At 51.4% G+C, this 25,967-nt stretch carries 23 protein-coding genes and 1 other RNA gene; 3 read left to right on the top strand and 21 right to left on the bottom strand.

Going from position 1 to position 25,967, the window contains the following annotated elements; genetic code table 11:
• Window positions 1-167 precede the first annotated feature (167 nt).
• Window positions 168-1,673 (top strand): sodium/proline symporter PutP, encoded by a 1,506-nt coding sequence (gene putP, locus C6362_RS08775; RefSeq protein WP_071821850.1) that lies wholly within the window; start codon window positions 168-170, stop codon window positions 1,671-1,673.
• Window positions 1,674-2,041: 368 nt separating this feature from the next.
• On the opposite strand, the gene hpf is transcribed toward putP, so the two are convergent.
• The 7 genes from hpf to C6362_RS08740 form a co-directional block, all read right to left on the bottom strand.
• Window positions 2,042-2,566 carry a ribosome hibernation-promoting factor, HPF/YfiA family gene (gene hpf, locus C6362_RS08770; protein ID WP_014017019.1) on the bottom strand — a complete coding sequence of 175 codons (525 nt, stop codon included), beginning with the start codon at window positions 2,564-2,566 and terminating at the stop codon, window positions 2,042-2,044.
• Window positions 2,567-3,325: 759 nt separating this feature from the next.
• On the bottom strand, window positions 3,326-4,420 hold the full coding sequence (locus tag C6362_RS08765) for an outer membrane insertion signal (protein WP_014017020.1): 1,095 nt from the start codon (window positions 4,418-4,420) through the stop codon (window positions 3,326-3,328).
• A gap of 167 nt (window positions 4,421-4,587) precedes the next feature.
• On the bottom strand, window positions 4,588-5,235 hold the full coding sequence (locus C6362_RS08760; RefSeq protein ID WP_014017021.1) for a hypothetical protein: 648 nt from the start codon (window positions 5,233-5,235) through the stop codon (window positions 4,588-4,590).
• A gap of 90 nt (window positions 5,236-5,325) precedes the next feature.
• Window positions 5,326-6,663, bottom strand: a complete 1,338-nt coding sequence (locus C6362_RS08755) for an S-layer homology domain-containing protein (RefSeq protein WP_014017022.1) — start codon at window positions 6,661-6,663, stop codon at window positions 5,326-5,328.
• A gap of 396 nt (window positions 6,664-7,059) precedes the next feature.
• Window positions 7,060-8,103, bottom strand: a complete 1,044-nt coding sequence (locus tag C6362_RS08750; protein ID WP_014017023.1) for a protein-tyrosine phosphatase family protein — start codon at window positions 8,101-8,103, stop codon at window positions 7,060-7,062.
• Between the two features lie 410 nt (window positions 8,104-8,513).
• Window positions 8,514-9,089 (bottom strand): RpnC/YadD family protein, encoded by a 576-nt coding sequence (locus C6362_RS12205; RefSeq protein WP_014017024.1) that lies wholly within the window; start codon window positions 9,087-9,089, stop codon window positions 8,514-8,516.
• Complete coding sequence (locus C6362_RS08740) at window positions 9,086-9,298, bottom strand: hypothetical protein (protein ID WP_014017025.1); 213 nt, start codon at window positions 9,296-9,298, stop codon at window positions 9,086-9,088. The genes C6362_RS12205 and C6362_RS08740 overlap by 4 nt, the downstream gene beginning before the upstream one ends.
• 544 nt (window positions 9,299-9,842) lie before the next feature.
• Between C6362_RS08740 and C6362_RS08735 the strand changes: the two genes are divergently transcribed.
• Window positions 9,843-10,124 carry a transposase gene (locus C6362_RS08735; protein ID WP_014015018.1) on the top strand — a complete coding sequence of 94 codons (282 nt, stop codon included), beginning with the start codon at window positions 9,843-9,845 and terminating at the stop codon, window positions 10,122-10,124.
• Entirely contained in the window at window positions 10,121-11,035 is a 915-nt protein-coding gene (locus C6362_RS08730; RefSeq protein ID WP_014015019.1) for an IS3 family transposase, read from the top strand. The genes C6362_RS08735 and C6362_RS08730 overlap by 4 nt, the downstream gene beginning before the upstream one ends.
• 886 nt (window positions 11,036-11,921) lie before the next feature.
• On the opposite strand, the gene C6362_RS08725 is transcribed toward C6362_RS08730, so the two are convergent.
• From C6362_RS08725 to C6362_RS08660, 14 genes are all read right to left on the bottom strand, one after another.
• A complete protein-coding gene (locus tag C6362_RS08725; RefSeq protein WP_014017026.1) occupies window positions 11,922-12,140 on the bottom strand; it encodes a DUF3006 domain-containing protein in 219 nt (72 codons plus the stop codon).
• A gap of 1 nt (window position 12,141) precedes the next feature.
• The gene (locus C6362_RS08720) at window positions 12,142-13,074 is read right to left on the bottom strand and encodes a ComEC/Rec2 family competence protein (protein WP_014017027.1); all 933 of its coding nucleotides are present in this window, start codon (window positions 13,072-13,074) and stop codon (window positions 12,142-12,144) included.
• A gap of 1 nt (window position 13,075) precedes the next feature.
• Window positions 13,076-14,728, bottom strand: a complete 1,653-nt coding sequence (locus tag C6362_RS08715) for a bifunctional ADP-dependent NAD(P)H-hydrate dehydratase/NAD(P)H-hydrate epimerase (RefSeq protein WP_014017028.1) — start codon at window positions 14,726-14,728, stop codon at window positions 13,076-13,078.
• Between the two features lie 528 nt (window positions 14,729-15,256).
• Window positions 15,257-15,625, bottom strand: a complete 369-nt coding sequence (acpS, locus tag C6362_RS08710) for a holo-ACP synthase (protein WP_014017029.1) — start codon at window positions 15,623-15,625, stop codon at window positions 15,257-15,259.
• A gap of 424 nt (window positions 15,626-16,049) precedes the next feature.
• Window positions 16,050-16,349 carry a hypothetical protein gene (locus tag C6362_RS08705; protein ID WP_014017030.1) on the bottom strand — a complete coding sequence of 100 codons (300 nt, stop codon included), beginning with the start codon at window positions 16,347-16,349 and terminating at the stop codon, window positions 16,050-16,052.
• A 9-nt stretch (window positions 16,350-16,358) separates the two neighbouring features.
• Window positions 16,359-17,582, bottom strand: coding sequence for an aspartate kinase (locus C6362_RS08700; protein ID WP_014017031.1), 1,224 nt, complete (start codon window positions 17,580-17,582; stop codon window positions 16,359-16,361).
• 291 nt (window positions 17,583-17,873) lie between these two features.
• Window positions 17,874-18,221, bottom strand: an RNA gene (rnpB, locus tag C6362_RS08695) — RNase P RNA component class A.
• A 516-nt stretch (window positions 18,222-18,737) separates the two neighbouring features.
• The gene (gene thiE / locus C6362_RS08690) at window positions 18,738-19,385 is read right to left on the bottom strand and encodes a thiamine phosphate synthase (protein WP_014017032.1); all 648 of its coding nucleotides are present in this window, start codon (window positions 19,383-19,385) and stop codon (window positions 18,738-18,740) included.
• 217 nt (window positions 19,386-19,602) lie between these two features.
• Window positions 19,603-20,721 carry a Nif3-like dinuclear metal center hexameric protein gene (locus C6362_RS08685; RefSeq protein WP_014017033.1) on the bottom strand — a complete coding sequence of 373 codons (1,119 nt, stop codon included), beginning with the start codon at window positions 20,719-20,721 and terminating at the stop codon, window positions 19,603-19,605.
• The gene (locus C6362_RS08680) at window positions 20,706-21,395 is read right to left on the bottom strand and encodes a tRNA (adenine(22)-N(1))-methyltransferase (RefSeq protein WP_014017034.1); all 690 of its coding nucleotides are present in this window, start codon (window positions 21,393-21,395) and stop codon (window positions 20,706-20,708) included. The genes C6362_RS08685 and C6362_RS08680 overlap by 16 nt, the downstream gene beginning before the upstream one ends.
• A 187-nt stretch (window positions 21,396-21,582) precedes the next feature.
• Window positions 21,583-21,900, bottom strand: a complete 318-nt coding sequence (locus tag C6362_RS08675; protein ID WP_014017035.1) for a hypothetical protein — start codon at window positions 21,898-21,900, stop codon at window positions 21,583-21,585.
• 81 nt (window positions 21,901-21,981) lie between these two features.
• Window positions 21,982-23,520, bottom strand: coding sequence for an ArnT family glycosyltransferase (locus C6362_RS08670; protein ID WP_014017036.1), 1,539 nt, complete (start codon window positions 23,518-23,520; stop codon window positions 21,982-21,984).
• 120 nt (window positions 23,521-23,640) lie between these two features.
• A complete protein-coding gene (locus tag C6362_RS08665) occupies window positions 23,641-24,327 on the bottom strand; it encodes a response regulator transcription factor (RefSeq protein ID WP_014017037.1) in 687 nt (228 codons plus the stop codon).
• A complete protein-coding gene (locus tag C6362_RS08660) occupies window positions 24,324-25,805 on the bottom strand; it encodes a sensor histidine kinase (protein ID WP_041647322.1) in 1,482 nt (493 codons plus the stop codon). Before C6362_RS08660 ends, C6362_RS08665 begins: the two co-directional genes overlap by 4 nt.
• Between the last annotated feature and the right edge of the window lie 162 nt (window positions 25,806-25,967).

Genomic DNA, 25,967 nt, shown 5'->3' with positions numbered 1-25,967 from the left:
ACCTCCAATTTACACAATTTGCAATCTACTCTGTGATATTATATCAATTATACATTATACCCCGACTACGACTCACAATGCAATACCTATTTCCCATATACAACAACGCATGAATATGCTAAAATAGTTTTATTATTTATATACCGCGTGAAAGGGGTTTTATGATTATGATGCAATATGATGTTTCCATATTGACGGCCTTTGCCTTGTACCTTCTGGTCATGCTGGCAATCGGCGTCTATTATTCCCGGTCCCAGCAACGGCTGAGCGACTATATCCTCGGCGGACGCAGCCTGGGGCCTTGGATCACTTCCATGAGCGCCGAAGCGTCAGACATGAGCGGCTGGATGCTCATGGGCGTCCCGGGTTTCGCTTATTCGACAGGCATCTCGGCTGCCTGGATTGCCATTGGCATCGCCATCGGCACGTACCTCAACTGGCAGTTCGTCTCCCAGCGCCTGCGCAACTATACGGAAGTTGCTAACAATAGCCTGACCATGCCGGACTACTTGAAAAACCGCTTCCACGATGACAAAAATATCATCCGCATCATCTCTGCCATCTTTATCCTCATATTCTTCCTTATATACACGTCGTCCGGTTTCGTCTCCGGCGGCAAACTCTTTGAATCGGTCTTCGGCATGGACTACTTCTCGGCCCTCCTGCTCAGCGCCGGCGTCGTCGTCATCTACACCTTCCTGGGCGGCTTCATGGCCGTCTGCTGGACCGACTTCATCCAGGGCTGCATGATGTTCCTGGCCATCGTCCTGGTCCCCGTCGTCGGCATGATCGCCTTCGGCGGCTGCGACGCCGTCATGACCCGATTAGCTGCGACGGCACCGAACCTCCTGGAAATGGCACCGGACACGACGACGACAGGCATCATCGGCATCATTTCCGCCCTGGCCTGGGGCGTCGGCTATTTCGGCCAGCCTCATATCCTGGTCCGCTTCATGGCCATCGGTGACCCGACGGAACTGAAGAAATCGAAACACATCGCCATGACCTGGGTCGTCATCTCCCTGGCCGCTGCCGTCCTGGTCGGCCTGGTCGGCAAAGTCGTCGTCCCGACGCCCTTAGCCGGCGCGGACTCGGAAAAAGTCTTCCTGGTCATGAGCCGCCAGCTCTTCCCGCCGTTCGCATCGGGCCTCATCTTGTCCGCCGTCCTGGCCGCCATCATGAGTACCGCCTCATCGCAGCTCCTGGTCACGGCATCGGCTATCTCCAAGGATTTTTATCACACCTTCATCCGCAAGAATGCCAGTGAAAAAGAACTCATATACGTCAGCCGCCTGACCGTCCTCGTCGTCGCCGCCTGCGCCATCGTCCTGGCCCTCAACCCGAACAGCTACATCCTGACCATGGTATCCTACGCCTGGGCCGGCTTCGGTGCCGCCTTCGGCCCGACCATCCTCCTGTCCTTGTACTGGAAACGCATGACCAAGAATGGCGCCCTGGCCGGCATCATCGTCGGCGGCCTGACCGTCCTCATTTGGAAACAATTCGCCTGGTTCGGCCTCTACGAAATCGTACCGGGCTTCCTCTTCTCGCTCATCGCCATCTACATCGTCAGCAAACTCGACGGCGAACCGAGCCAGGAAATCCAGGACGAATTTGAACAAGCCATCCACCACACGCCTAAAATCAGCGTCCTCCATAATGAGGATACGTAGGGGACGCCCAAAGGGCGGCCCGCCGCGCAGGCCGCAGGCCATCGTAGGGGCCGTCCCAAGCCTTTTTGGTCCGTCAGGTGCCGACTAGCGGAAGGCACAGGACGGCTGCCAAAACGGACAGCTGTAGCTGGACGGCCCGTTGCGGGAATTCCATAAACTGGTGCCGTAGGGACATCACATTGGGAAAAGGGGCTGTCGCACGAAGGCTTCTACCATCATGCGAGGTCCCTTCTGCAAACTTAATACGCAAAAAAGCTGCCGCATTATGTATTTCTGCTTAATGCGACAGCTTTTTTATTCATCTTTTCAACCTCTCAGTCAGCGATGCTGACAGCTCCCCTATCAAGGGAGCCACGGACTGCCAGCCCCTAGTATTCCGGTTCGATGAGGCCGTATTTGCCGTGTTTCCGTTTGTAGACGACGTTGATCGTGTCGGTCTTGGAATTGAGGAATACGAAGAAATCGTGACCTACGAGGTTCATCTGCAAGATAGCTTCTTCCACGTCCATCGGACGAGCGGCGAATTTCTTGACGCGGGCGACTTCAAAGGTTTCTTCCGGAACGGCCGGCCCTTCGACAAGAGCATCATTGAAAGCACCTTTCTTCATGCGGCGGGCGATTTTCGTTTTATATTTATGAATCTGGCGTACCAGTTTATCATAGACTAAATCGATAGCAGCATACATATCATCGTTGGCTTCAACGCCGCGGAGGACGACGCCGTCCACTTTCAACGTGATTTCAGCGATTTTCCGATCTTTTTCTACAGAAAGCAGGGCCTGGACATTGACTTCGTTATCAAAGTATTTCGTGACTTTCTTTTCCTGTTTTTCAACGTGATCTTTCAGAGCCGGTGTAATTTCTAAATTTTTACCTCTAACGATGGTTGCCATAAAACATCCCTTCCTTTCGTGGGGAGATCCTGTCTAAGAAATGTATGGCTTTCATTCCTTGTGGTCTCTTCCCTTATATGTATAGTATTCAACACGGAGATGCAAATTCCTTCTAAAAAAACAAAAAAATTTGAAATTTTTTTATTTTGGGCCTGACGGCCAGGCCGGTCGCAGGTCGTCTCGGACTCAGATGCCGCTTTGCGGCAACAGATTCAAACTAACAACATCGCCTCGAGTAACCCTCGACTCGTAAAAATAGTGGTTCGTGGTTCGTGGTTCGTGGCTCGTAAAAGCCCGCCATTATACCAGAATGGGCTGTGGGCAAATCTCACAGCGGGACGCCCTCTGGGCGTCCCCTACGCACACGGCCGATGGCCGTGCATTTTTTTGCGGTCTGTGCTCATTTCCATCGCCTGTATGCGATACTCGTAGGGGACGTCCTGAACAAGGCGTCCCGCTACGTGCTGAGGGTTTCCCGAAGCGTCGTTGTCAGTCTGAATCTGTCGCGGCGGAACGCCGCATCTGAATCCGAAGAAAAAGCCGTGGTAGCTCGTGGTTCGTGGCTCGTAAAAACATACCATTAAAACCGGATAGGCTGTGGTCAAATCTCTCTAGCGGGCTCGCCACGTGCGAGCCCCTACGAATACGGCCACGGGCCGTATGTGTTTATGCGGCTATCTGTGTCTTTTCCATTTTTGTGCAAAAAAAGACCACCCATTTCTGAGTGGTCTTTTTGTAATCTTCCTGCAAAAGGAAGGATTAGAATACGAATACGAACTGAGCACGTGTTTCTTCGCCCGGATCAGCATCGCCGTCTTTTGCGCTGGAAGCGAAGGACTGCATTACCTGGAACTGAGCATTCTTAGCGAAGGTGTAGTCGATACCAGCACCCCAAGATTTAACATTGTTCAAGAGGCTGCCTTCTCTCCAGCCATAGGTGAATCCAATGAAGTAGCCATTATCAGCGAAACCATCGTCAGCATTGAGGTATTCAACCCAAGCGTCCCAAGATTTCGGCGTAGCGAAGTTGGCAGCACCGTAGGTCAGGCGGCCAACCCATACTTCGGGATCGTCCTTAGAGCTGTCCGTATTGTTATATTTTTCATAGTTAGCCAAGGCATTCCATTTACCGAAATTAGCACTAGCATAAGCGCCCCAAGAATCATCAAAACCAAAGCTACCTGTACGATCCTTGCCACCAGCAATAGTATAATCGTTGTAGTAAACACCAACGGCCGAACCAGCTGCACGGCCACCGCCGAAGAAGCCATCTAATTCACCGTAGCCGGTCTTGACACCATCGGTATCCGTAGCCATCGAGTCTTCTTTAAATTTACCATAACCAGCGGTGGCAGCAAATTTGTCGTTGTGATACTGCAACTGAGCGCCGTCGAAGGTATCGCCATAGAGGAAGCCATAGCCGTGGCCATTGCCCATGTCGTATTCATAACGGCCTACAAGGAGGTCCCAGTTGTTGCCGCCGAAGTTGTAATCGACGTTAGCGAGATCCGTGTAGATGTCATTATCTTCATCAGAAGCCTGAGAATTATCGGAGAAGGTCTTGTCATCCGAGCTGATACCGTAAGTTACTTTCGTACGGTCGTTGACCTGAGCATTAGCGCGGACGCGGACACGGTAGGACCAGGAGTCATCGTTCTTCTTAGCTGCATTGACCGGATTGCCTTCTTTATCTTTATCGCCTTCGCTCTGGTGAATGTAACGGATACGAGCATCACCGGTGAGTTTTACGTTGCCGACGCGGTTTTCCAAAGCGCTTACGCGAACGCCGAGGTTATTGAGTTCGTCAGAATATTCGTCAGCGAGTTTGCTGATATTCGCATATTTCCAAGACACCAAATAAATCGCATATCTAAGCCATATATTATCAGTTATATCAATTTAACATATACACAAATGGCTATATTATTTCATTTACCATTATATGTGTAGAAAGTATAGAAACACTAAACATTCTTCAAAATTACTATAGTTTGCTTACTCAATATGTGAAAAAAAAGTTACTATAAATTGCCATAATTTTTTATAGTTAAATCAGAAGGTGTAACTACTAAAAACACAAACCAAAATAAAAAGGCGGCAACTCCCTTATAAAAAAAATACATCAACCTATCTATATGATTATCTTTAATATTAGGCAATGCAATTGCTATAATGAAAAACAGTGTTATTACCCATAAAATCATATGTATTGAATAAGCCGGCAGAATGGATTTTATACACATATCCAAAAATATACAGAGGACACCTGATACAATAAAGAAAAAAATACCTTCATTTTTGTTTTGAGCTATTCTCCATATCCATAAAATAAAGATTAAAAAGAATATCTCTAGTGCAATAGCAATAATAGATTGATATTCCAAAAAAATGGCTGAAGAATAGACGGAAAGCAACGTAATCCAAGAGCAGATTCCTAAACAAAGAAAAGGATGGCTTACTATTGTCCTTTCACAATATTCCACAATTTCATTTGGATAATTTTTAATCTGATAATAAATAATATTTTTTACACACTTTCTCATGTCAAAAAATATTATTTTTAAGTTTCTTATCAAGCTAAAAAAATGATTAATAGTCACAAAAACATAAACAGTCCAAAAAATAATTGCTAAGGAAAATATAGCAAAATTAACTTCACGAGATATCATAATTCAGCTCCTTCAGGCAAAATATTTCTCAAAAAAAAAGACCACCCATTTCTGAGTGGTCTTTTTGTAATCTTCCTGCAAAAGGAAGGATTAGAATACGAATACGAACTGAGCACGAGTCTGTTCTTCCGGATCTTTTGCGTTGCCGTCTTTGGTATTCGTGCCGAAGGACTGCATAACCTGGAACATAGCATTCTTAGCGAAGGTGTAGTCAGCGCCGACACCCCAGGATTCGATATTATCCATGTGGTTGCCCCATCTCCAACCATTAGTGGAGCCGCCGACGAAAGCACCATCTTCAGCATTGATGTATTCAACCCAAGCATCCCAAGATTTCGGTGTAGCGAAACCAGCTTTGCCATAAGTCAATTTGCCAATCCAAACGTTAGCGCTATCATCGTTGCCATTAGCAGTCTTGATATCCTTTGCATAACTTACGTTTTCATAGTTTGCTAAAGCATTCCATTTGCCAAGGTTCAAGCTAGCATATGCACCCCAGAGGTCATCAGCCTGGCCACCACGAGTTGCATCATTAGCGCTGAAGTCATTGTAATAAACACCGAGAGCCGAACCAGCTGCACGGCCGCCGCCGAAGAAGCCTTCCAATTCGCCATAGCCAGTCTTGGTACCTTCAAGACCTTCGTCATCGTTAGTTTTTGCAATACCAGCAATATCGCCTTCTTTAAACTTACCGTAACCAGCAGTAGCAGCAAACTTGTCGTTGCCATATTTCAACTGAGCACCATCAAAGGTATCGCCATAATTGTAACCATAAGCACGATCGCCGCCGAGAACATAATTATAACGGCCAACTTTCAAATCCCAGTTATTGCCACCGAAGTTGTAGTCAACATTAGCACGGTCAACATAGATACCGTTATTTTCCTGGTTTTCAGCATTACTAGCAGTACCGTTATCAGCGAAATTATGATTGTCAGTGCTTACACCAAATTCAACTTTTGTGCGATCATTGACTTGCGAATTAGCACGAACGCGAACACGGTAATCCCAAGAGTTATCATTTTCTTTGGAACCATCCTGATAACGATAACGGACACGAGCGTCACCGGTCAATTTAACGTTGCCAACGCGGTTTTCCAGAGCGCTTACGCGAACGCCGAGGTTGTTGAGTTCGTCAGCATATTCGTCAGCAAGTTTGTTGATGAGGGCACGCTGTTCGACAGAAGCTTTGTCCATGTGAGCCATAGCTTTTGCGACCATTTCAGCAGCTTCATAACGAGTGATGTTACGGTTGCCCTGGAAATACTGGCCGTCGACACCCTGGATGATGCCAGCGTCAGCGAGTTCTACGACGGATTTGTAAGCCCAGCTGTCAGACGGTACGTCGACGAACGGGTTAGCTGCGAAAGCGCAAGTTGCGCCAACAGCCATAGTTGCTGCGAGAGCTGCTAATACTTTTGTTTTCATGAGGATTACCCCTTTTCCAATAAAAAATAAGTTTCGTAAAAAGTCTTACACCGTTACTAGCGAGCGCCGAAACGTATTTTTTCCAAGGGTTCATTGGCGAGTTGTCCTAGTTTCCTCTCTTTTACTGCCTTGAAAAAGGTACTGTTTTTTTGCTCTTTTCGCAGGTGTTGCCTGCGTCTGCACCACACCTGTTGCGATTATTATACAACTTTTTTCGGCACTTGTCAAAATTTAATGCTTGCTACCCTCTTTTATCATCGCAAAAATTGGCTCAACAAAGCCATTTCCCCTTCATTTTTTAATCACCATTTTTAAAAACTCAAAGGGTGATTTTGCATAAAAATTTTATTTGTGTTTATTTATTCACAGTTCATTGTCTTTTATGGCAGTTTTATTTCAACTGTTATTGACTCTCATTCTTTTATTCTTCAGCCATTGCGACCACGACTGGCTCCATCCCTGTTTCGTCTGGTCTTGCACATACTGATAAAATAAAGACACCATTTCGTGTTTTTCATGATAATACGGTCCTTTCCAATCGCTCTGTTTAGGATGTGCCACGTCGTGCGGCGTGTAGTTGCCGCCGATTTCATACTGACGGTAGACGATGTCCTTATAGGGCAGGTCGGGATTTTTAATCATGTCGTACATAACCATGTAAGCCGTCGTCCGCCCGGCACCGGCTTCGCAATGGAAATGGAGCCAGGCGTCATCCGGCAAGGTGCGGACGAAAGCTAAGAAGGCGTCGATTTCGCCCGGCGTCGGCCAAAGGTGATCCGTGTTAGCCAGGCGGACGTAGTGGATGCCTTTGCTGTCTGCCATTTCCTGTTCCGTCTGGACATGGCGGACGACTATTGTCTGGGGATGAATGGGCAAATCGCCTTTCCCCTGGTCGTAGACGATGACGTCCTTTCCCAAAGCGGCCTGCAAGCGCTGCTGTTCATCAGCCAAGACGGCCGTCGGAGATTTGCCGATATTGCCCCAATCGTGGCGGCCATACCAGCTGACAGCCGTGCCGTTAAAGAAGCCATGCGATTCCTGCCGTAAGTCGACATCATAAATAGGGCCCTTGGTCTTCTTCCGCAACTCATGGACAAGGGCGTCGAACTGGCGGGCCGAAAACTGGCCGGACCCGGAAATACGCAAATCATCCAGTCCTTTCCGCGATGGAACATAAGACGAATCGACTTCCGATGCATATTTATGTTCCACCTTATGAAAAGGTGACTGACACGTGCGGAAATTCCGAGGCAAGCCCCCATTATTTTCCGCATCGACACGCCAGAAATGCCCTTCATAAGCGGCCGGCGCCAAAGCCGGCAAAGGCGTGCGTGCACCTTGAGAAAAAGTGATATTATCGCCATTTCCTTGACCTTGAATAACCATACCCATGGCCGAAAAAACAGCCAGGATGACTGCAATTTTTTTACATCTAATCATAATTTTTCCTTTCGATTGTAATAATTTGTTTTTATGCATTATACGTGTTTAGTAAAACGTGTGAGGGAATATATATAAAAGGGACCTGACCGCCCCGCAAGGCCGCCATTCGTAGGGGACGCCCAAAGGGCGTCCCGCGTGAATCCTGTGTACATCCCCAATGCCACAATGCGACGTTAAACTCAAGTAGACGACATCACCTCAGGAAACCCTCGGCTTGTGGAAAGGGCCCCATCCGGGGCCGTCGTAGGGGCCGGCCAAAGGGCGGCCCGCTATGCGCTGAGGGTTTCCCGAAGCGTCATTGTCAATTTGAGTTTGTCGCGGCGGAACGCCGCATCTGAATCCGAGGGAATTTCAACAAAAACACCGCCAATGGTTTCTTGCCCCGTAGCGGTGTTTTGTAATTATTCCTAAATCAATTTATTTTGTTTAGCAAGTTCCTTGATGATGGAAAGTGATAATTTGCTATACTTTGCTACTTTTTCTAAGGCCATCCCATCCTTCAACATTTCAAGAGCTAATTCCAATTTTCCTTCCCTTCTGCCTTCTTTTCTGCCTTCTTTTCTACCTTTCTCCCATCCTTCTTGTTTGCCTTTCATCAGGCCATCTTCGTAGATTCCTTCTCCTAAGTTGCACATGACTTCCAAATCCCCCTCTCCTTCTTGTGTCAAATCAATCCCAAAATCATTATGCAGGGTCGTAATCTTTTCACTGGCGTTCTTTGATGATTTGAACATCAAATCAAGCAGGTTTATCAGCCGGTCTTTGACTTTGCTGTTTCCCAGATAGACAAAGATGATGCCCATGAGGTCATAATTCTGACAAGGTTCCTTATAGCGGTGCAGCAAATGCTGTTCTTTCAGCTGATAGCGGTTGATAGCGCTTTTTCCCTGCGGGGCTTCCATGCAAATCCAGATGGTATAGACCTTCTTTATTTTATTGTAGTCGCTATTGGTAAATTCGGTTCCTTTTTGTGAAGAAATCAATTAGAAACCGGAACCGTACTGACTTCCGGCGTCCCTTCGATGTAGATATTGGCAATATCGTCGAGGCTGGCCGATTCAAATTCGGGAACCGTCCGTTTCAAGATATAAGCCAGCACCATTTTCTGTGACAAAACGCCTTTCGCTGCTTGATCATAGTCCAACGCGCCCACCAGCTGCTCCTTTACATCCTGCATCATCTCTTCATCCATCGGCCACACCTCCTTGAGTTTATTGTATCAGATTTCAATTTCTTTGTACAACCGGGAAATCGCTCATCGAGAAAAGCTCACCATTATGCTCGAATAGGCTGTGGTTGAATATCACAGAGCGGTCTGCCCAGCCACAGCTGTCCGTTTTGGCAGCCGTCCTGCGACTCCTATTAGTCGGCACCTGACGGGCCAAAAAGGCTTGGTACAGCCCCTACGCACAAGGCCGTTAGCCGTGTATTTGGGTTATATTCGGTAAACGGCCTTCCCAATCATCGCCTGTATGCGATATGTAGGGGGCGACCTGTCCAAGGCGGCCCGCCGTGACTTATGTGAACAGCCGGAATTTATGGCAAATGGCACACGGTCATAATATAATCATGAGTTTGACGCAGCTCGGCTGCATCGCAGGGACCGTCCTGTGAAGGCGGCCCGCTACGCGCTGAGGGTTTCCCGAAGCGTCGTTGTGGTGTTAGCATATAAATAGGACAAGTCAAACTGAGGTTCCTAATGGTGGTACAATAGGATTAACTAAGGAGGCCTCAGTATGGCAAAATTCAACAAAGAATTCAAAATCAACGCAGTTAAATATTATCATGAACATCGGGAACTCGGCTTGGTTGGCTGTGCTACGAATCTAGGTATTGCTCCACAAACCTTGTCCCGTTGGCAAAAGCAGCTGAAGGACAATGGCGAAATGCCTTATCGTGGTTCCGGCAACTATGCTTCGGATGAAGCTAAGGAAATCGCCCGTCTGCAGCGTGAACTGCGGGATGCGAAGGATGCGTTGAATGTCCTAAAAAAAGCTATCAGCATTCTGGACAAATGACCATTGCCATCTATCGCAGTGTCCAGGAAGAAGCCGAAAATGCCCATCAGGCAGAACGTCGTTTTTCGGTGTCCGGAGTGCTTTCTGAACTCGACGTTTCTTCTTCAGGATATTATGACTGGGCGGCGCGCAAACCATCGAAACAGGCCCAGCACCGCAAGGAGATGAAGAAAAAGATTCAAACTATCTACGACGATTCCAAGCAGATTTACGGAGCCCCGAAGATTGCCCAAGTTATGCAGCAGAACGGGGACAGTATCTCTGAACGCACAGTTGGCGTATACATGCGGCAAATGGGCATTCAGGCCTGCTGGGTAAAGCATTACACCGTAACGACCCGTAACAGTGACTTTGACGTGGCGCTGGTGAATATCCTTCAGGAATGCTTCAATCCTGAAGAACCGGATCAAGTATGGTGCAGCGACATCACCTATATCTGGACAGCTGAAGGTTTCGTCTATTTGGAAAGCATTATGGATTTGTTCTCCAGGAAAATCATCGCCTGGAATCTGGCCCGTAATCTGGACGTCGCCGGCATCGTCAAGATGCTGCAGGAAGCCAAACAATGCCGGAAACCCGGACAGCTGTTGGTTATCCATTCGGACCGTGGCTGCCAGTATGTTTCGCAGGCATATATTCGGGAGACATCCCAAATGCGCCGCAGCTATTCGAAGAAAGGCTATCCATGGGACAATGCCTGCATCGAATCCTTCCACTCCCTGATTAAACGGGAATGGCTCAATCGCTTCAAGATTCAAAATTATCAGCAAGCGTACTTGTTGGTGTTTGAATACATCAATACCTTTTACAACACCGTACGCATTCATAGCCATTGCAACTACATGTCACCGGATGACTATGAAAAGCTGTATGCTGATTTCCAGAAACATAATATGCGTCTGGGAATCTAAGAAACGAAAAACCTCAATTTAATTTGTCCGAAATCTTGACATAGGACCATTGTTAGTTTGAGTCTGTCGCGGCGCAGCCGCATCTGAGTCCGAGGAAAAGCCGTGGGCTCGTGATTTGTGGCTAGTAGCTTGAAAAGCCTGCTTATACTCAGATAGGCTATGGTCGAATCTCACAAGCGGGACGCCCTCTGGGCGTCCCCTACGCACAAGGCCGCTGGCCGTGATTTTTTTTGCGATCCATAGGACCGCGCAGACTGCGACCGACCGCCTGCGAACTGCGTTCATTTCATGAGTTTATTGCAGTGTAGCCGCATTCGTAGGGGCCGCCCAAAATATTCTAACACGTCAAGTACAGAACGGTTACCTGGACAGATGGTAGCGGCGGGCGGCCCGCTACGCGCTGAGGGCTTCCCGAAGCGTCGTTGTTAGTTTGAGTCTGTCGCGGCGCAGCCGCATCTGAGTCCGAGGGAAAAGCAGTGGCTCGTTGTTCGTGGCTCGTAAAGGCCTGCCATTATACTCGGACAGGCTGTGGTTGAATATCGCAGCGGGCCGCCCTGACCGGGACGGCCCCTACGCACAAGGCCATGGGCCGTGATTTTTTTGCGGTCCACAGGGCCATAGCGGCCTGCCATCTGCGACCGGCGAACTGCGTTCATTTCATGAGTTTGTTGCGGCGCAGCCGCATTCGTAGGGGCCGCCCAAAATATTCTAACACGTCAAGTACAGAACGGTTACCTGGACAGATGGTAGCGGCGGGCGGCCCGCTACGTGCTGAGGGCTTCCCGAAGCGTCGTTGTTAGTTTGAGTCTGTCGCGGCGCAGCCGCATCTGAGTCCGAGGAAAGGCAGTGGCTCGTAATCCGTAAAAAGCAAAAGAAAAAACCTCTCCTATTGGGAGAGGCTTTCTTTTAGGGTTGCGATTTCTTCGGCCAGGCGTTTTTCTTCTTCTTCGTTGCGTTCGATGGTGATGGTGAAGGCCATGCCTTCATCGGCGCCGTCTGGCAGGAGTTCGAGTGGAATCTGGAGCTGGTGTTCATCGTCGTTGAGGATGATGCAGGCTGTCTGTTCGGTAATGCGGTCGATACTTCCGATGAGTTCCTTTTTCATATCAGTGCTCCTTTGCGATGCTGTACGACGAGCCGTCGGTGGTGATGGTGATGGTACCGTTGCGGTCGGTGCGATAGACTTCGACGTTGTATTTCTGCAAGGTCTTCAAGGTCGGTTCATGCGGGAATTTGTACTGATTACCGGCAGCACAGGAGATGGTTGCCGCTTTCGGCGCGATGGCTTTGACGAAGGCGTCGGACGACGAGGTCTTGCTGCCGTGATGGCCGACTTTGAGGACGTCCGATTTGAGGTCGGCCGGTTTGTAAGCCTTGAGGATCTGGTCTTCCGCTTCTTTCTGGGCATCGCCAGTAAACATCATGGAGAACTGACCATAGGTCATCTTGCAGACGATGGAATTATTGTTAGTCAGGCCGCTTTCGGAAACACCTTGGGTATTTTCTTTGGTAAAGGGTTTGGCCGGCGACAGGACTGTGAATTTGACGTCATCACCAAGGGTGAAGGTATCGCCTTTCTTCAAGACTTTATAGGCGATGTTCTTGGCTTTGATGTTCTTCAGATAATTGCGGTACATGGCCGTATTGGCGCTCTGGCCATTGTCGTAAATCTGTTTGATTTTGAAATCTTTGAACAATTCTGCCATGCCGCCCATGTGGTCACCGTGGGGATGGGTGATGACGACGATGTCCAGGTCTTTGACCTTGCGTTCTTTGAGCTGTTTTACCAAATCAGCCCGGCTGTCGACGTCACCCGTGTCGATGAGCATGTTCTTGCCTTTATACTGGATAAGCGTCGCATCGGCCTGGCCGACGTTAAGGACGGACACGCGCAAATCTTTGTCAGAAGCCGTCAAAGACTGAACGGCTTTGGCTCCGCCAGACGAGCTGGACGAAGCGCTGTTGCCACAGCCGGCCAGGATGAGCATGAGGCTCATGACCAGGGCCAGAGCGGCTGTAAAGAAGCTTCTTTTTTTCACGTTATTTTCCTCCAATCAAGGGCTGCTGCAAAATGGGCAGGGCCAAATCTTCTTCTAAGGATGCCAGGACCTGCGGCAGGACATCGGCTGTTTCCATGGGGGTAAAACCATAAGGGCCGTGGTCCTTGCGGCAGGCATCGCCAGCAGCCCCGTGGAGATAGACACCGGCGCAGGCAGCACTGCACAAGTCGCTCATGCCCTGATGAGCTATCATAGCGGCAATCATGCCGGTCAGGACGTCTCCCATGCCGCCGCAGGCCATGCCGGCATTGCCTGTGGAATTGACGTAGACATTGCCCGTCTTGGCTGAAACGATGAGCGTCGGCGCCCCTTTGAGGACGAGGTTGACCTTCCATTCCGAAGCAAACTGCCGGGCTGCCGCGATGGGGTCCGCTTTGATTTCTGCCATAGACAGACCGCTGATACGCGAAAATTCAGCCAAGTGCGGTGTCATGATGATGCGGCTGCCGCGGGAAGCGATGAGGGCCTTTTCGCCGGCCAGCAGGTTGAGGGCATCGGCATCGAGGACGACCGGGCAGGTCACGGCGGCCAGGACTTTCAAGAGAAATTCTTTCGTCTCTGCATCACGGCCCAGGCCGGGACCCATGGCCAGGACGGACCAATTCTTGCTTTCGGCAATGATTTCATCGGCATCAGCGGCAGTAAAATGGTCGCCCGTACCGACGCCGCGGACCATGATTTCCGGCTGGACGCCGATGCAGTACGGCGCCGTCGCGCCCGGTACGCGGAGAAAGACCTTGCCTGCCCCGCTGCGGACGGCTCCATGAGCGGCCATGAGGGCGGCGCCGGCCATCTGGCTGCTGCCGGTGACGATGGCAATGGTACCGTGCGTCCCTTTATGGCTGTCCGGGCTGCGGGGTACGACGATTTCGGCGATATCCGATTCCTGCAACAAGTAAGCCGGATTTTCTTCGAGCTGCATGAGCAGCGGGCCGGGCATACCGATGGGATCGACTTCGACGTGGCCGGCACAGGCCCGGCCGGGATAAAGGACCAGGCCCCGCTTGAGGGCGCCAAAAGTGACGGTCATATCGGCAAAGAGCGGCCCGTCTTCATCATCGTCGCCATTGCTGACAGCGCCTGTATCAGAGTTGACGCCAGTCGGCATGTCGACGGCAATGACCGTGACGGCACCGGCGGCGGCAGCAGCATTGACTTCGGCAACGATGGAAGCAAGGGGCTGACGCAGGCTGCCGTGGAAGCCCGTCCCCAACATGGCGTCGATGACGACGGACGAGGCCAGGAGCCGTTTTTGCAGGAGCTGCCAGTCGGCATCGGATTGCGGCGCCGACAAGAGCAGGCACGTTTCCTCATCAGCCAGCTGCTGCAAGGTGTGCAAGTGCTGACGCGCTTCATCGCTATAATCTTCTTCCTTGCCGAGGACATAGACATAAACCCTGGCACCGGCAGCTAAAATATGGCGGGCAATGACGAAACCGTCGCCGCCGTTGTTGCCTTTTCCGCAAAAGAGGACGACGTCCTTGCCGTCCCAGCCGTCAAGCCAGGCACCGGCCCGTTCGGCCACGGCGTGGCCGGCATTTTCCATGAGGACAACCGGAGCCATGGCATATACGCCATGCATGGCGATCCGGTCCATATTCCGCATCTGAGCAGCAGTAGTAATTTTTTGCATAATATATTTCTCCTTTTTGTAAAGGGGTCTGATGGCCCCGCAGATTGCATACCGCCAGTCGCAGTCCGCCTTGGAATCAGATGCCGCTGCGCGGCGTCAAACTCAAAGTGACGATATCGCCTCGGGATACCCTCGGCTCGTGGAAAAGACCGTGGTTCGTAACTCGTGATTCGTAAAAACATACTATCAGGGCTGAATGGGCTATGGTTGTACCTCACAGCGGGACGCCCTTTGGGCGTCCCCTACGCACCCGGCTGTAGGCCGTGCATTTTTTGTGACCTGTGGCCGTGTCCTTTTCCATCGCCTGTATGCGATACCGTAGGGGACGCCTGAAAGGCGTCCCGCCACGGCTGTCCGTTTTGGCAGCCGTCTTGCGCCTTCCGCTGGTCGGCACCTGACGGGCCAAAAAGGCCGCAGCGAATCCTGTGAACAGCCGGAATTTATGACGAATAGCACACGGTCGTCATACAATCATGAGTCTGTCGCGGCAGAACGCCGCATCTGAGTACGAGGGAACAACGGCCCCTTCTACCCCAACACAGTGAAAGCAATGGCGTAATCGCCGTCGTGGGCGATGGACAGGGACGGAGGCTGTTCGGTCTTCAGTGGGACAGCCTGGGCGTAGTAGCCGTGGAACTGGTAATATGGGGCGCCCAGTGAATCATGACAGACTTCAACGTCCGTCCATTTCCCCTGGCGGAAACCCGTGCCCAAGGCTTTGAACAAGGCTTCTTTAGCGGCAAAGATGCCGGCCAGTGATTCAGCCCGCCACGTGCCATCGGGCCGCTGGCAATAGGATAATTCCTGGGCCGTGAAAAAGCGTCCTAGTGAATGGCCGTGACGCGATGCCATATCCGCAATACGGCTGATTTGTACGATATCGGTTCCACAATGCATCGGTTTCCTTCCTTTCGGGGAGAGATGGGGCCTAATTGGCCCCCGTTTTCGTTCATCGTTCGTGGCTCGTAAAAGCTCACTATTAGACCCGAATGGGCTGTGGTTAAATTTCACAGCGGGACGCCTTTTAGGCGTCCCCTACGCACAAGGCCAAGGGCCGTGTATTTTTTTTGCGGTCCACAGGACCGCGGCGACCTGCCATCTGCGACCTGCGTTTATTTCATGAGTCTGTCGCGGCAGAACGCCGCATCTGAGTCCGAACGAACAGCGGCATTATCTGACAGGAAATCAACCTCTCAGTCAGCTTTGCTGACAGCTCCCCTATCAGGGGAGCCATTGCGGACGGCCATCTGCGGCCTACGATTTCCCTCTTTTACCGCAAAAAGGAGGCTGCCGCATTGGCGGCAACCCCCTCTGTATTTCACTACCACTTCTGCATTCGGATACAAACGCCCAGTCCTTCCAGGATGACCCGGAAGGTCATAAAGGACACGGTCATATCGTCATGAAGGCCGCGGGCTACTTTATAGGAAATGGTGACGGTCTGGTTCTGGTAATCGTAACGGAAGCCGTGCAGGTTCGTTTCAAAGGTGTACTTCGGAGCCGGGATGGCAAACTGCGGCGGCTTTTCGACTTCCAGGCCGTGGGTCAGGCGTTCGAGGATGACCCGTTTGGGCAGTTCAGACTGCAGCATCTCTTCTGTAAAGCTATCCAATACAGACATGTATCCCCCTTAGTCTTCGTCGAAGAAGTGCGCGTGGATAGCTTTGACGGCTTTATCGATGACGTCTTCAGAAATGAGGCAGGTAATGCTGATTTCCGAAGTGGAAATGATTTCGATATTGATGCCGTTGTCACCGAGGACGCCGAACATGCCGGCAGCGATGCCCGGATGGCCGGCCATGCCAGCACCGACGACGGAAACTTTTGCCATTTTGTCATCGATGAGGACGTCTTCGACAGGCATTTCCTTACGCAGGTTAGCCAGGACAGCCTTAGCCTGTTCGAGGTCCGTGCGGGCGATGGTAAAGGTGATATCCGTAACGCCTTCGTTGGCAATGCGGACACTTTGGACGATCATGTCGACATCGACGTGTTTTTCTGCCAATTCAGCGAAAACGCGATAAGCAAAGCCCGGTTTATTGGGAATCCCTAAAACGGTGATTTTTGCAACATTTTTATCCGAAGCGACGCCGCGGATGAGATACTGTTTGACTTCCATAGAGCAATCCTCCTGTATCATAGTTCCTTCATCTTCAGAAAAAGTCGAGCGTACGTGAATGGGGACGCCAAAGCGGCTGCCCATTTCTACGGCACGGGGCTGCATGACACCGGCGCCGAGTTTCGCCATTTCCAGCATTTCGCCGTACGTAATCTGGTCGATTTTCTTCGCATTGGGAACGACACGGGGATCGGACGTATATACGCCGTCAACGTCGGTATAGATTTCACAAACATCAGCATGGATGGCACCGGCAATGGCAACTGCCGTCGTATCGGAGCCACCGCGGCCGAGCGTCGTAATATCACCATGACCGGTGATACCCTGGAAGCCTGCGACGATGACGATATTGCCCTGGTCCAAAGCCTTCATGATGCGGCCCGGTTTCAATGCCAGGATGCGGCCTTTGTTAAAGGCGTCGCTGGTCTTGATACCGGCCTGTGCTCCCGTAAAGGAAATAGCCTTCTGGCCAGCTTCCTGGAAAGCCATAGCCATGAGGGCGATGGAGACCTGTTCGCCCGTCGTCAGGAGCATGTCCATTTCACGGCCGTAAGTCTTCGAAGTGATCTGCTTGGCTAATGCTACTAATTCGTCTGTTGTATCCCCCATTGCTGAAACAACGATGACGATTTTGTCTTCCGGCTGTTTGCCTTTCAAGACTCGTTGTACAATAGCCCGCATTTTGTCCGGCGTCGCAACGGAGCTGCCACCGAACTTCTTAACGATTAATGCCAACTTAAATCCCTCGCTTTTGTTTGTTTAAGTATTCATTATCATGGTAATTCATTCTTATGGTTTATTACCATCTGAAACCACTTATTGAAATAATATCATGGACAAGGGGAAATGTAAAGGCGCTGTCGCATAAAGACAGCGCCTTTTGAGTGCTAAGTTTGTAGTTTGTAGTGAAGTTTTTTAAATTTAAAGTCATCTTCTACTACAAACTCCGTACTATAAACTATAAAGAGAAAGGGGTCTCGCATGATGGCAGGAACCTTCGCACGACAACCCCTTTACATTCACAAGGTGATGAGTAATCAGTAAGCCGAGTTTTGTTCTGCTTGCGCAGCAGCAATCATCTATCTAGACATACCGTTGCCGGCATGTTCAAGCGACACAACCCGGAAGATCAGCGGGCCGCTTCATCCCTCCCCTATTCGGTCTTGCTCCAGATGGGGTTTACCTAGCCGATGCATTACTGCACCGCTGGTGCGCTCTTACCGCACCGTTCCACCCTTACCACTTGCGTGGCGGTACACATTTCTGTGGCACTATCCCTAAAGTCACCTTCGCCGGCCGTTAGCCGGCATCTTGCCCTACGGAGCTCGGACTTTCCTCTAATGCAAAAGCACTAGCGATTGCTTTTCATACTCATCATTCGTATAGGATAGCATATTTATGGATGAGAGTCAAGGGCCTGACGGCCGCAGACCGCTCGCCTCGAACTCAGCTGCCGCTACGCGGCGACAAGCTCAAATTGACGACATCGCCGCGGGAACCCCTCGGCTCGTAAAAAATAGTGGCTCGTGGTTCGTGGCTCGTAAAAACCTACCATCATACAAGAATAGGTATGGCCAAATCTCATAACGGGCTGCCCAGCCACAGCTGTCCGTTTTGGCAGCCGTCCTGCGCCTTCCGCTGGTCGGCACCTGACGGGCCAAAAAGGCCGCGTGAATCTTGAGCACAGCCGGAATTTATGACAGGTAACACACGGTCGTAATACAATCATGAGTCTGTCGCGGCGGAACGCCGCATCTGAGTCCGAGCGGACGGCGATACTATTTGACAGGAAATCAACCTCTCAGTCAGCTTTGCTGACAGCTCCCCTATCAGGGCCATTGCGGACGGCGGCCTGCCATCTGCGCTATATTCGCTATATTCGCTTTATAGCTAACACCCCAATGTCTGGCGGATTTTTTCTACGGCGCCTTTGATATCCTTCTGGCCTACGATAGCGGAAATCATGGCGAAGGAGCGGAAGCCTTCGTCGTAGAGGCTGCGGATGTTTTCCAGGCTGACGCCGCCGATGGTGACGACGGGCAGTTCATAGTGCAGTGCATAGGCTTTGGCTTCCGGCGTGACGACTTCGTCGGCGTCTTTTTTGGACTGCGTCGGGAACATAGGGCCGAAACCGACGTAATCGGCGCCGTCAGCCAGGGCCTGTTTCATTTCGTCGATGGTATTGGTCGATACGCCGATGAAGACGTCCGGGCCGGCGAGTTGGCGGACAATCTGAGCCGGGGCATCGTCCTGTCCGACATGGATGCCATCGGCACCGCAGGCAATGGCCAGGTCCGTCGAATCGTTCATGATGAAAGTCACGTTGTGGTCGTGGCAGAGCTGGGCAATGGCCTTGGTTTCTTCGTACTTGGCGCGCCATTTCTTATGTTTTTCCCGGTACTGGATAATGGTGACGCCGGCAGCAATCAGTTCTTTGGCGACGTCCATATTGCTCCGGCCCAGGCAAAGCTCTTCATTGCCCATGATGGCATATACCGGATCTTCTAATAAATGTTTTACATGTTCTTCTTTAGTCATGATAGATTTTCCTTTCTATGGGAGATGTGGGGCCTGATGGCCGTGAAAAAGGCTGTGGCTCGTGGTTCGTGGCTCGTAAAATCCCGCCATTGGATAAGAATGGGCTGTGTTTAAACTTCACAGCGGCACTATCTGCCAGGAAATCAACCTCTCAGTCAGCTTTGCTGACAGCTCCCCTATCAGGGGAGCCATTGCGGACGGCGCGCCGCAAGGCACCTTACATATACTGCAGCATGTCTTTACTGGTCGGGTCGGTTTCGCAGGTGATGTTCCACTGGTTTTTAGCTGCGGCTTCTTCCAGGCGCTGGCAGAGGTCGGCTACGACGGGAAATTCGGTGCCGAAGTGGCCGCCGTCGGCGACGACGATGCCTTGGCGGATGGCTTCCTGGGCGTCATGGTATTTGACGTCGCCTGTAAGGTAGAGCTGGGCGCCGGCCTCTTTGGCCAGTTTAATGAAGCCGGCTCCACCGCCTCCGAGGAGAGCGACGCGGTGAACGGTGACGTCAGGGTCGCCGGCATAGGATAAGGCATCGCGATGGAGGAGGGTCTTGATTTTCTTCAAGACGTCCCTTGCCGGTTCCGGCGTCGGCCAGGTCCCGACGCGGCCCATCATGAAGGGATGGCCGGCATTTTTCAATGGATAGATGTCGTATGCCGGTTCTTCATAGGGATGAGCGGCCACCATGGCCTGTACGGTCTGATGGAGTTTGCTTTCGGGAACGATGGTTTCAATCCGTTCTTCTGCCGCCCTTTCGACTTTGCCGATTTCACCGATAAAGGGATGCGTCCCTTCATGGGCTTTGAAACGACCTTCGCCTTTGGCCGTGAAAGAGCAGTCACTGTAGTTGCCGATATAACCAGCACCGGCGTCAGCCAAGGCCTGGCGGACAGCATCGCCGTGGCTTTCGGGAACGTAGACGGCAATCTTATAGAGCTTATCTTCGGCAACGGGAACGAGGCCTTGCAAATCAGTCAAGCCCAGGAGACGGGCCAGGACGTCGTTGACGCCGCCGTCGGCACTGTCCAGGTTGGTATGGGCGCTATAGACGGAAATATGATGGGCCAGGAGCTTCTGATACAGGCGGCCGCTGTACGTATCGGTACGCAGGGACTTCAAGCCGTCAAAGATGACGGGATGATGGCTGACGATCATCTGGATGCCGTGTTCGATGGCATAGTCGACGGCTCCCATCATGACGTCCAGCGTGACCATGAGCTTATCGACCTTTTCATCGGGACTGCCGATGAGCAGGCCCGGGTTATCCCACGATTCTTTGAGCGATAAGGGCGCCCATCCTTTCAAGACGTTAACGATTTCACCTACGGTAGTTGACATTTCAATTCCCTCCAGAAGCGTAATTCGCTTTCTATTTTTTCAATTCGTTCGTGCACATCTTTGCGGCTCTTTCTCAGGCCTTCCAGGATATGCCCTTTTGTCTCCATGAGAATATCAATCTTACGGCCCAGCAAGGGGTCGCGGCGCTGCCAGTTCACGGGGCCGATATCATAGAGCCAGTCTGGCAAGGCGTCGGCCTGACCCGGTACAGCCCGCATCATTTCATAGAAGCGGCCGTCGTCGATAACCAGCCGTTCGTCTTCGATGTGCCAGCCGTGCTGGTAAAGATAGCGGCGCAAAATGCCGGCCTCGCTTTGGGGCTGGAGGACGGCAAAGTGCAGAGATTGCCAGACCTCATACGAGTTTTGCAGGATTTTGACCATCAGCGGGCCGCCCATGCCACAGATGACGGCGCCATCGACTTCCCCTGCCTGGATGCAGGTCAGGCCATCGCCAAGGCGGCAGTCGATACGGTCGGTCAAACCGGCACCGCGGACATGAGCTACAGCCGCGGCCAGCGGGCCGGGAACGATATCGGCAGCAATGGCCGATGGGCAGTGTCCGCTTTGACAAACGGAGACGGGGATATACGCGTGGTCGGTCCCGATATCGGCAATGACGGCTCCCTGCGGAATGAGAGACACAGCCGCAGCCAGGCGGTCCGTTAATTTCATGACATACACTTCCTTTATGACAGAATCTAATTGCACCCCCTATTATAACAGACGGGACGAGAATTAAAAGGGGCTGTCGCATGTGCGACAGCCCCTTTTTGTATGCAAGGAATTAAGCGGGCCGCCCTTTGGGACGCCCCTACGAAGCACGAGCCACGAGCCACTAACTACTAGCCACTATCCCCACTCACTTCGCCAGGGCGATGATGGTGGCTACGGCGGCTACGCCGATGGCGATGTTGGCCTTACGGTTGGCTTTATCGACTTTTTTCTGAGATTCTGATTTGTGGTCCTTTTCCCATTGTTTCCTGTCTTTTTCCCAATGTTTCCGGTTCTTTTCCCAATCGCCGTCGTGATGGCGGTAGTCGCGGTCATCGCGCTGTTCCCAGCGGTGGGAATGGCTATGCGGTTCGGCAGCCTGTGCCGTCAGGGCGGCGCCGCTGAAGGTCATGAAGGTGACGACCAGAACCAGCATCATGCGTACTATATAGTTGAATTTCTTCATCGTTATCACTCTCCCTTTCAAGGTTGACTATAGTATACGCACGGGCTGTTACAATTCAGTCACAAGGCCTTTCCAGGAGCCTTACAAATCCGATGCTTTTTGGTAAATGACCCAGACGCCCTTCTGAGCGCGCCACTGCCATGTCCCTGAGACGTCCTGCAGGAAACGGGCTTCATCGCGGTCGCGGACGACGGCTAGGACTTTGCCCTGGTCCGGCAGGTCTTCGATGGCCATGAAGGGCATGACGTTCTTGGCGTTCCAGCTGATGCCGCCGGGCAGCATCCTGGCGATGTTGTCCCGTTCCGCCAGGCGGTACGCCGTATGGCCGGAATAGTATGTCAAGGATACGGGATAGCGGCCACCATAGGTGACGACCGTCGTTTCGTCATCGGCCAGGCTGCTGACGACCTGGGCGGCGCCATACGCCGAGGCCTGTCGGCACTGGGGAACGATGACGGTAAAGGTCACAGCCACATAGATGGCGATGACGATGCCGGCCAGGTTGAGGACCAGTCGGTCATATTTCTTCAGATACGACGCAAAACCAATAGCCAAAGGAATCATATAGGGAAAGGTATAGGTCATGTATTTCGTCGCCATGAGCTGATAAGTCACAAAGATCGTAGCTGCCCAGACGATGAGGAACTGCGTCTTCATAGATAAAACAGGCAGGTGCAGCCGCTTTGCCCGCCAGGCCGCTGCGACTTTCCGGGACAGGCCATAGTCACGCCAAGCCAGGGGCAGCGTGAAGACCCAGGGCACGAAGCCTGCCAGGAAGACGGCACTGTAATAATACCAGACATTATATTGGGGATGTTCCGAGACGGTAGCCCGCAGGATATTATGGACGCCGATGAACTGACTGATGAAATCACTGCCGTGGAGGGCGTACATCGGTCCGTACCAGACCAGGGTCGTCGCCAGGAACAGGGTCAGGCCGGAAACGAGCTTGATATGCCGCAGCGCCTTGAGGTCCCGGCGCCATACGAGGAAGAGCAGGATGATGAGCCCCGGCTGGAAAAGGCCGATAGGTCCTTTGGTCAAGACAGCCAGGCCGGCAAAGAAATAGGCCAGGTAGTACCAGCGTGGCTTCCCTTCGCTGTAGGCAATGTAAAAAGCCATGAGGCAGGCCGAATAAAAGACGAAGAGCGTCATATCGGTAATGATGGCCTTGGACAAGTAAAAATATTCCACTGTCGTCAGCAAGATGAGGCCCGTCAGGAATCCCGTCTTCTTATCATACAGACGAGCCGTAAAGCCATAAGCCAAAACGATACCGGCCATACCGAACAGGGCCGGAAAAAAGCGGGCTGAGAAATCGCTGATGCCGAAGAGTTTGAAAGCAGCAATGATTTCCCAATAGAAGAAAATTGGTTTATCGTACCAGTAATTACCAAAGATGCGCGGCGAGAAGTAGTCGCCAGAAAGGAGCATTTCCTTGGCCGTCAGGGCATAATTCGATTCCACAGGGTCCGTGACGACCAGCAGGTGATTTGCCGCAAAGCAGAGAACCCCTGCCAGGACCAGGAGGATGACGGCTGGTGAAGCCAGGATTTTCTGCCACAAACGCTGCCATACCGACAGGGCCATGTCTTCCTTTTTCGCATGAAATTCATACATAACAAAAACTCCCCTTTCTATTCATGACCATTTTGTTGGTATCAGTATAGGAAGGGAAGTTAAATAAAAGATAAACAGAGCGACAATAAAGCGAGAAAGGACTAAAAAAAATCCGTCAACTCAGCTTCGGAAGCGGTAGCCTGCGCCCCATACCGTTTCAATATAGCGGGGGTTGGCCGTATCTTCTTCGATTTTTTCACGGATGCGGTTGACATGGACCGACACGGTGGCCGTTTCCCCCAGGGCCTCGCTGCCCCAGACGCGATCGAAGAGGGTTTCCTTGCTGAAGACGATGTCCGGATTCTTGGCGAAGAACAAGAGAAGTTCGAATTCCTTATTAGGCAAGGCCACTTCCTTCCCCTTGACAAAGACGCGGTGACCGCTTTCGTCGATTTCCAAATCCCCATAGCGCAGGACGTCACGATGGGTTTCACGGGATGTGAGCTGTTCATACCGAGCCAGATGGCCTTTCACCCGGGCTACGAGTTCATTCGGGCTGAAAGGCTTGACGATGTAGTCATCGGCGCCGAGGCCGAGACCGCGGATTTTATCGATATCTTCCTGCCGGGCCGATACGATGAGGATAGGGATATCCTTCGTCGCACGGATGGTACGGCAAATCTGGAAGCCATCCCGGCCAGGCAGCATGATATCCAGCAAGATGAGGTCGTAAGCCTCTCCCAAGGCTTTCGCTTCGCCTGTTTTGCCATCAGCGGCGATATCGGTACTGAAGCCATTGGCTTCTAAGTAGTCCCGTTCCAATTCGGCAATGCCCTGATCGTCTTCAATAATCAAGATACGTTTCATCTATGTGATTCCCCTTTCGGTAAAGAAATGCAAATAGTCAGGCCTTTAGGCACTGTCGCCTGGGCCCAGATTTTCCCTTTCATGGCTTGAATAATCTGCTGGACCACAGCCAATCCCAAGCCGCTTCCCTTGGCAACATTGGTCCGAGCCTTGTCAGTGCGGTAGAAACTTTCAAAGAGTTTCGGCAATTCCTTCTCTGCGACGCCGCAGCCGTCATCGGCAAAAGAAAGCAGGTACTCCCCTTCCCCGCTCTCAGTCAAGGTAATCGCCATATGGCCGACGGCCTGGTCTTTGTACTTCAAGCTGTTGCCCAGGATGTTTTCTATGACCCGCTGGAATTGTTGGCGGTCTATGGAAATAACGGCCTTTGTCAGGGAGGACTGGAAAGTCACATCCAGCCCTTGCTGATGGAAATGGTCAGCTTGTTCACTGATATAATCCGTTAAATATGCAGCGATGTCAACATTTTCCCAATGGAAAGGGACCTGCCCCAGGTCAAGTTTGGAAAAGAGGAAGAGTGTACGGACCAGGCTGGCCATGTGGTGCGACGTATCGACAATCATGTCCAGGTAATGGCGTTCTTTTTCTGGCGTATTGGCGATACCGTCGAGGATGCCGCTGGCATAGCCTTCGATTTTTGTCAAAGGCGTCGATAAATCATGGGAAATACCGGCCAGGAGTTCTTTGCGGTTCTGGTCGTATTTCTTCCGCGTATCCCGCGCTGCCCGCAGCTGGAGGCGCATCTTTTCAAAAGCCTGGCACGTATCGCCGATTTCGTCGTGCGATAAGATTGGGACGGGATGATCCAAATCGCCCTGGCTGATGGCATCGGCCATATTGCGCAGCCTTTCGACAGGATCGACAATCTGACCTGCCATCCATCGCGACAGCTTCAGACCGACGAGGATGGTCAGCAAGATAGTCAGGATAGTCAGGACATAAAAGGCGATTTTCAAAATATCCTTCGACGACAAGTCGATGTACTCGTTTTCAGGATAACTCGGTACGGCGCCGGCAACGGCCAAATGGATGTCCGTATGAGGAGAAATATAGTAAAAGCGCAGGCCTTCGCCAGTCCAGTTGAAGTCCGCATGACCCTGGCGATGGCCGGCCATGACTTGTTGGCGCAGGTACACCTTGTCGATGCCAGCCGTATCGTAAAGGTCTTCCTTATCGCGCCAAATAGACACATTGAGGCCTTGGTCTTCCAAATGGTCCGCAGCCTGGAGGAGACGGCCCATGTCGCCATGATACTGGTCGGCCCGGACGCGGAGGCGGCTCAGCTCGAATTGGATGGACATGTTCTGCCCGCTCTCTGGCCAGATGAAGGAAATGATATTGGCTCGATTGATATTGCCGAATTGCAGGGCCAAAAAGATGGCCATACTGACGACAGCCGTAAACAGGACAGGAATGAAAATCATGATGAAGTTGGAAAAAAGGAGGCGCTTGCGCAGCGGCCAGTCCCGGAGTTTCATAACACTCACCTAATCTTTCCTAATCTTTCTAAGTTTGTTATATTTTACACTATATTATTAAACAAAAATACAACAAAAGGCAAATTTCTGGCGAATCTTTTTGCCCTCTTTAAAAAAGTCTGTTATAATAAGACACAAATCTAGTATAGTTTTAAGAACTAG

Origin of the sequence: Megasphaera elsdenii DSM 20460, from assembly GCF_003010495.1 — a bacterium.
Taxonomy (GTDB): domain Bacteria; phylum Bacillota; class Negativicutes; order Veillonellales; family Megasphaeraceae; genus Megasphaera; species Megasphaera elsdenii.
The sequence above is the reverse complement of the archived record's forward strand: the minus strand, read 5'-3'. Positions and strand labels throughout refer to the sequence as shown.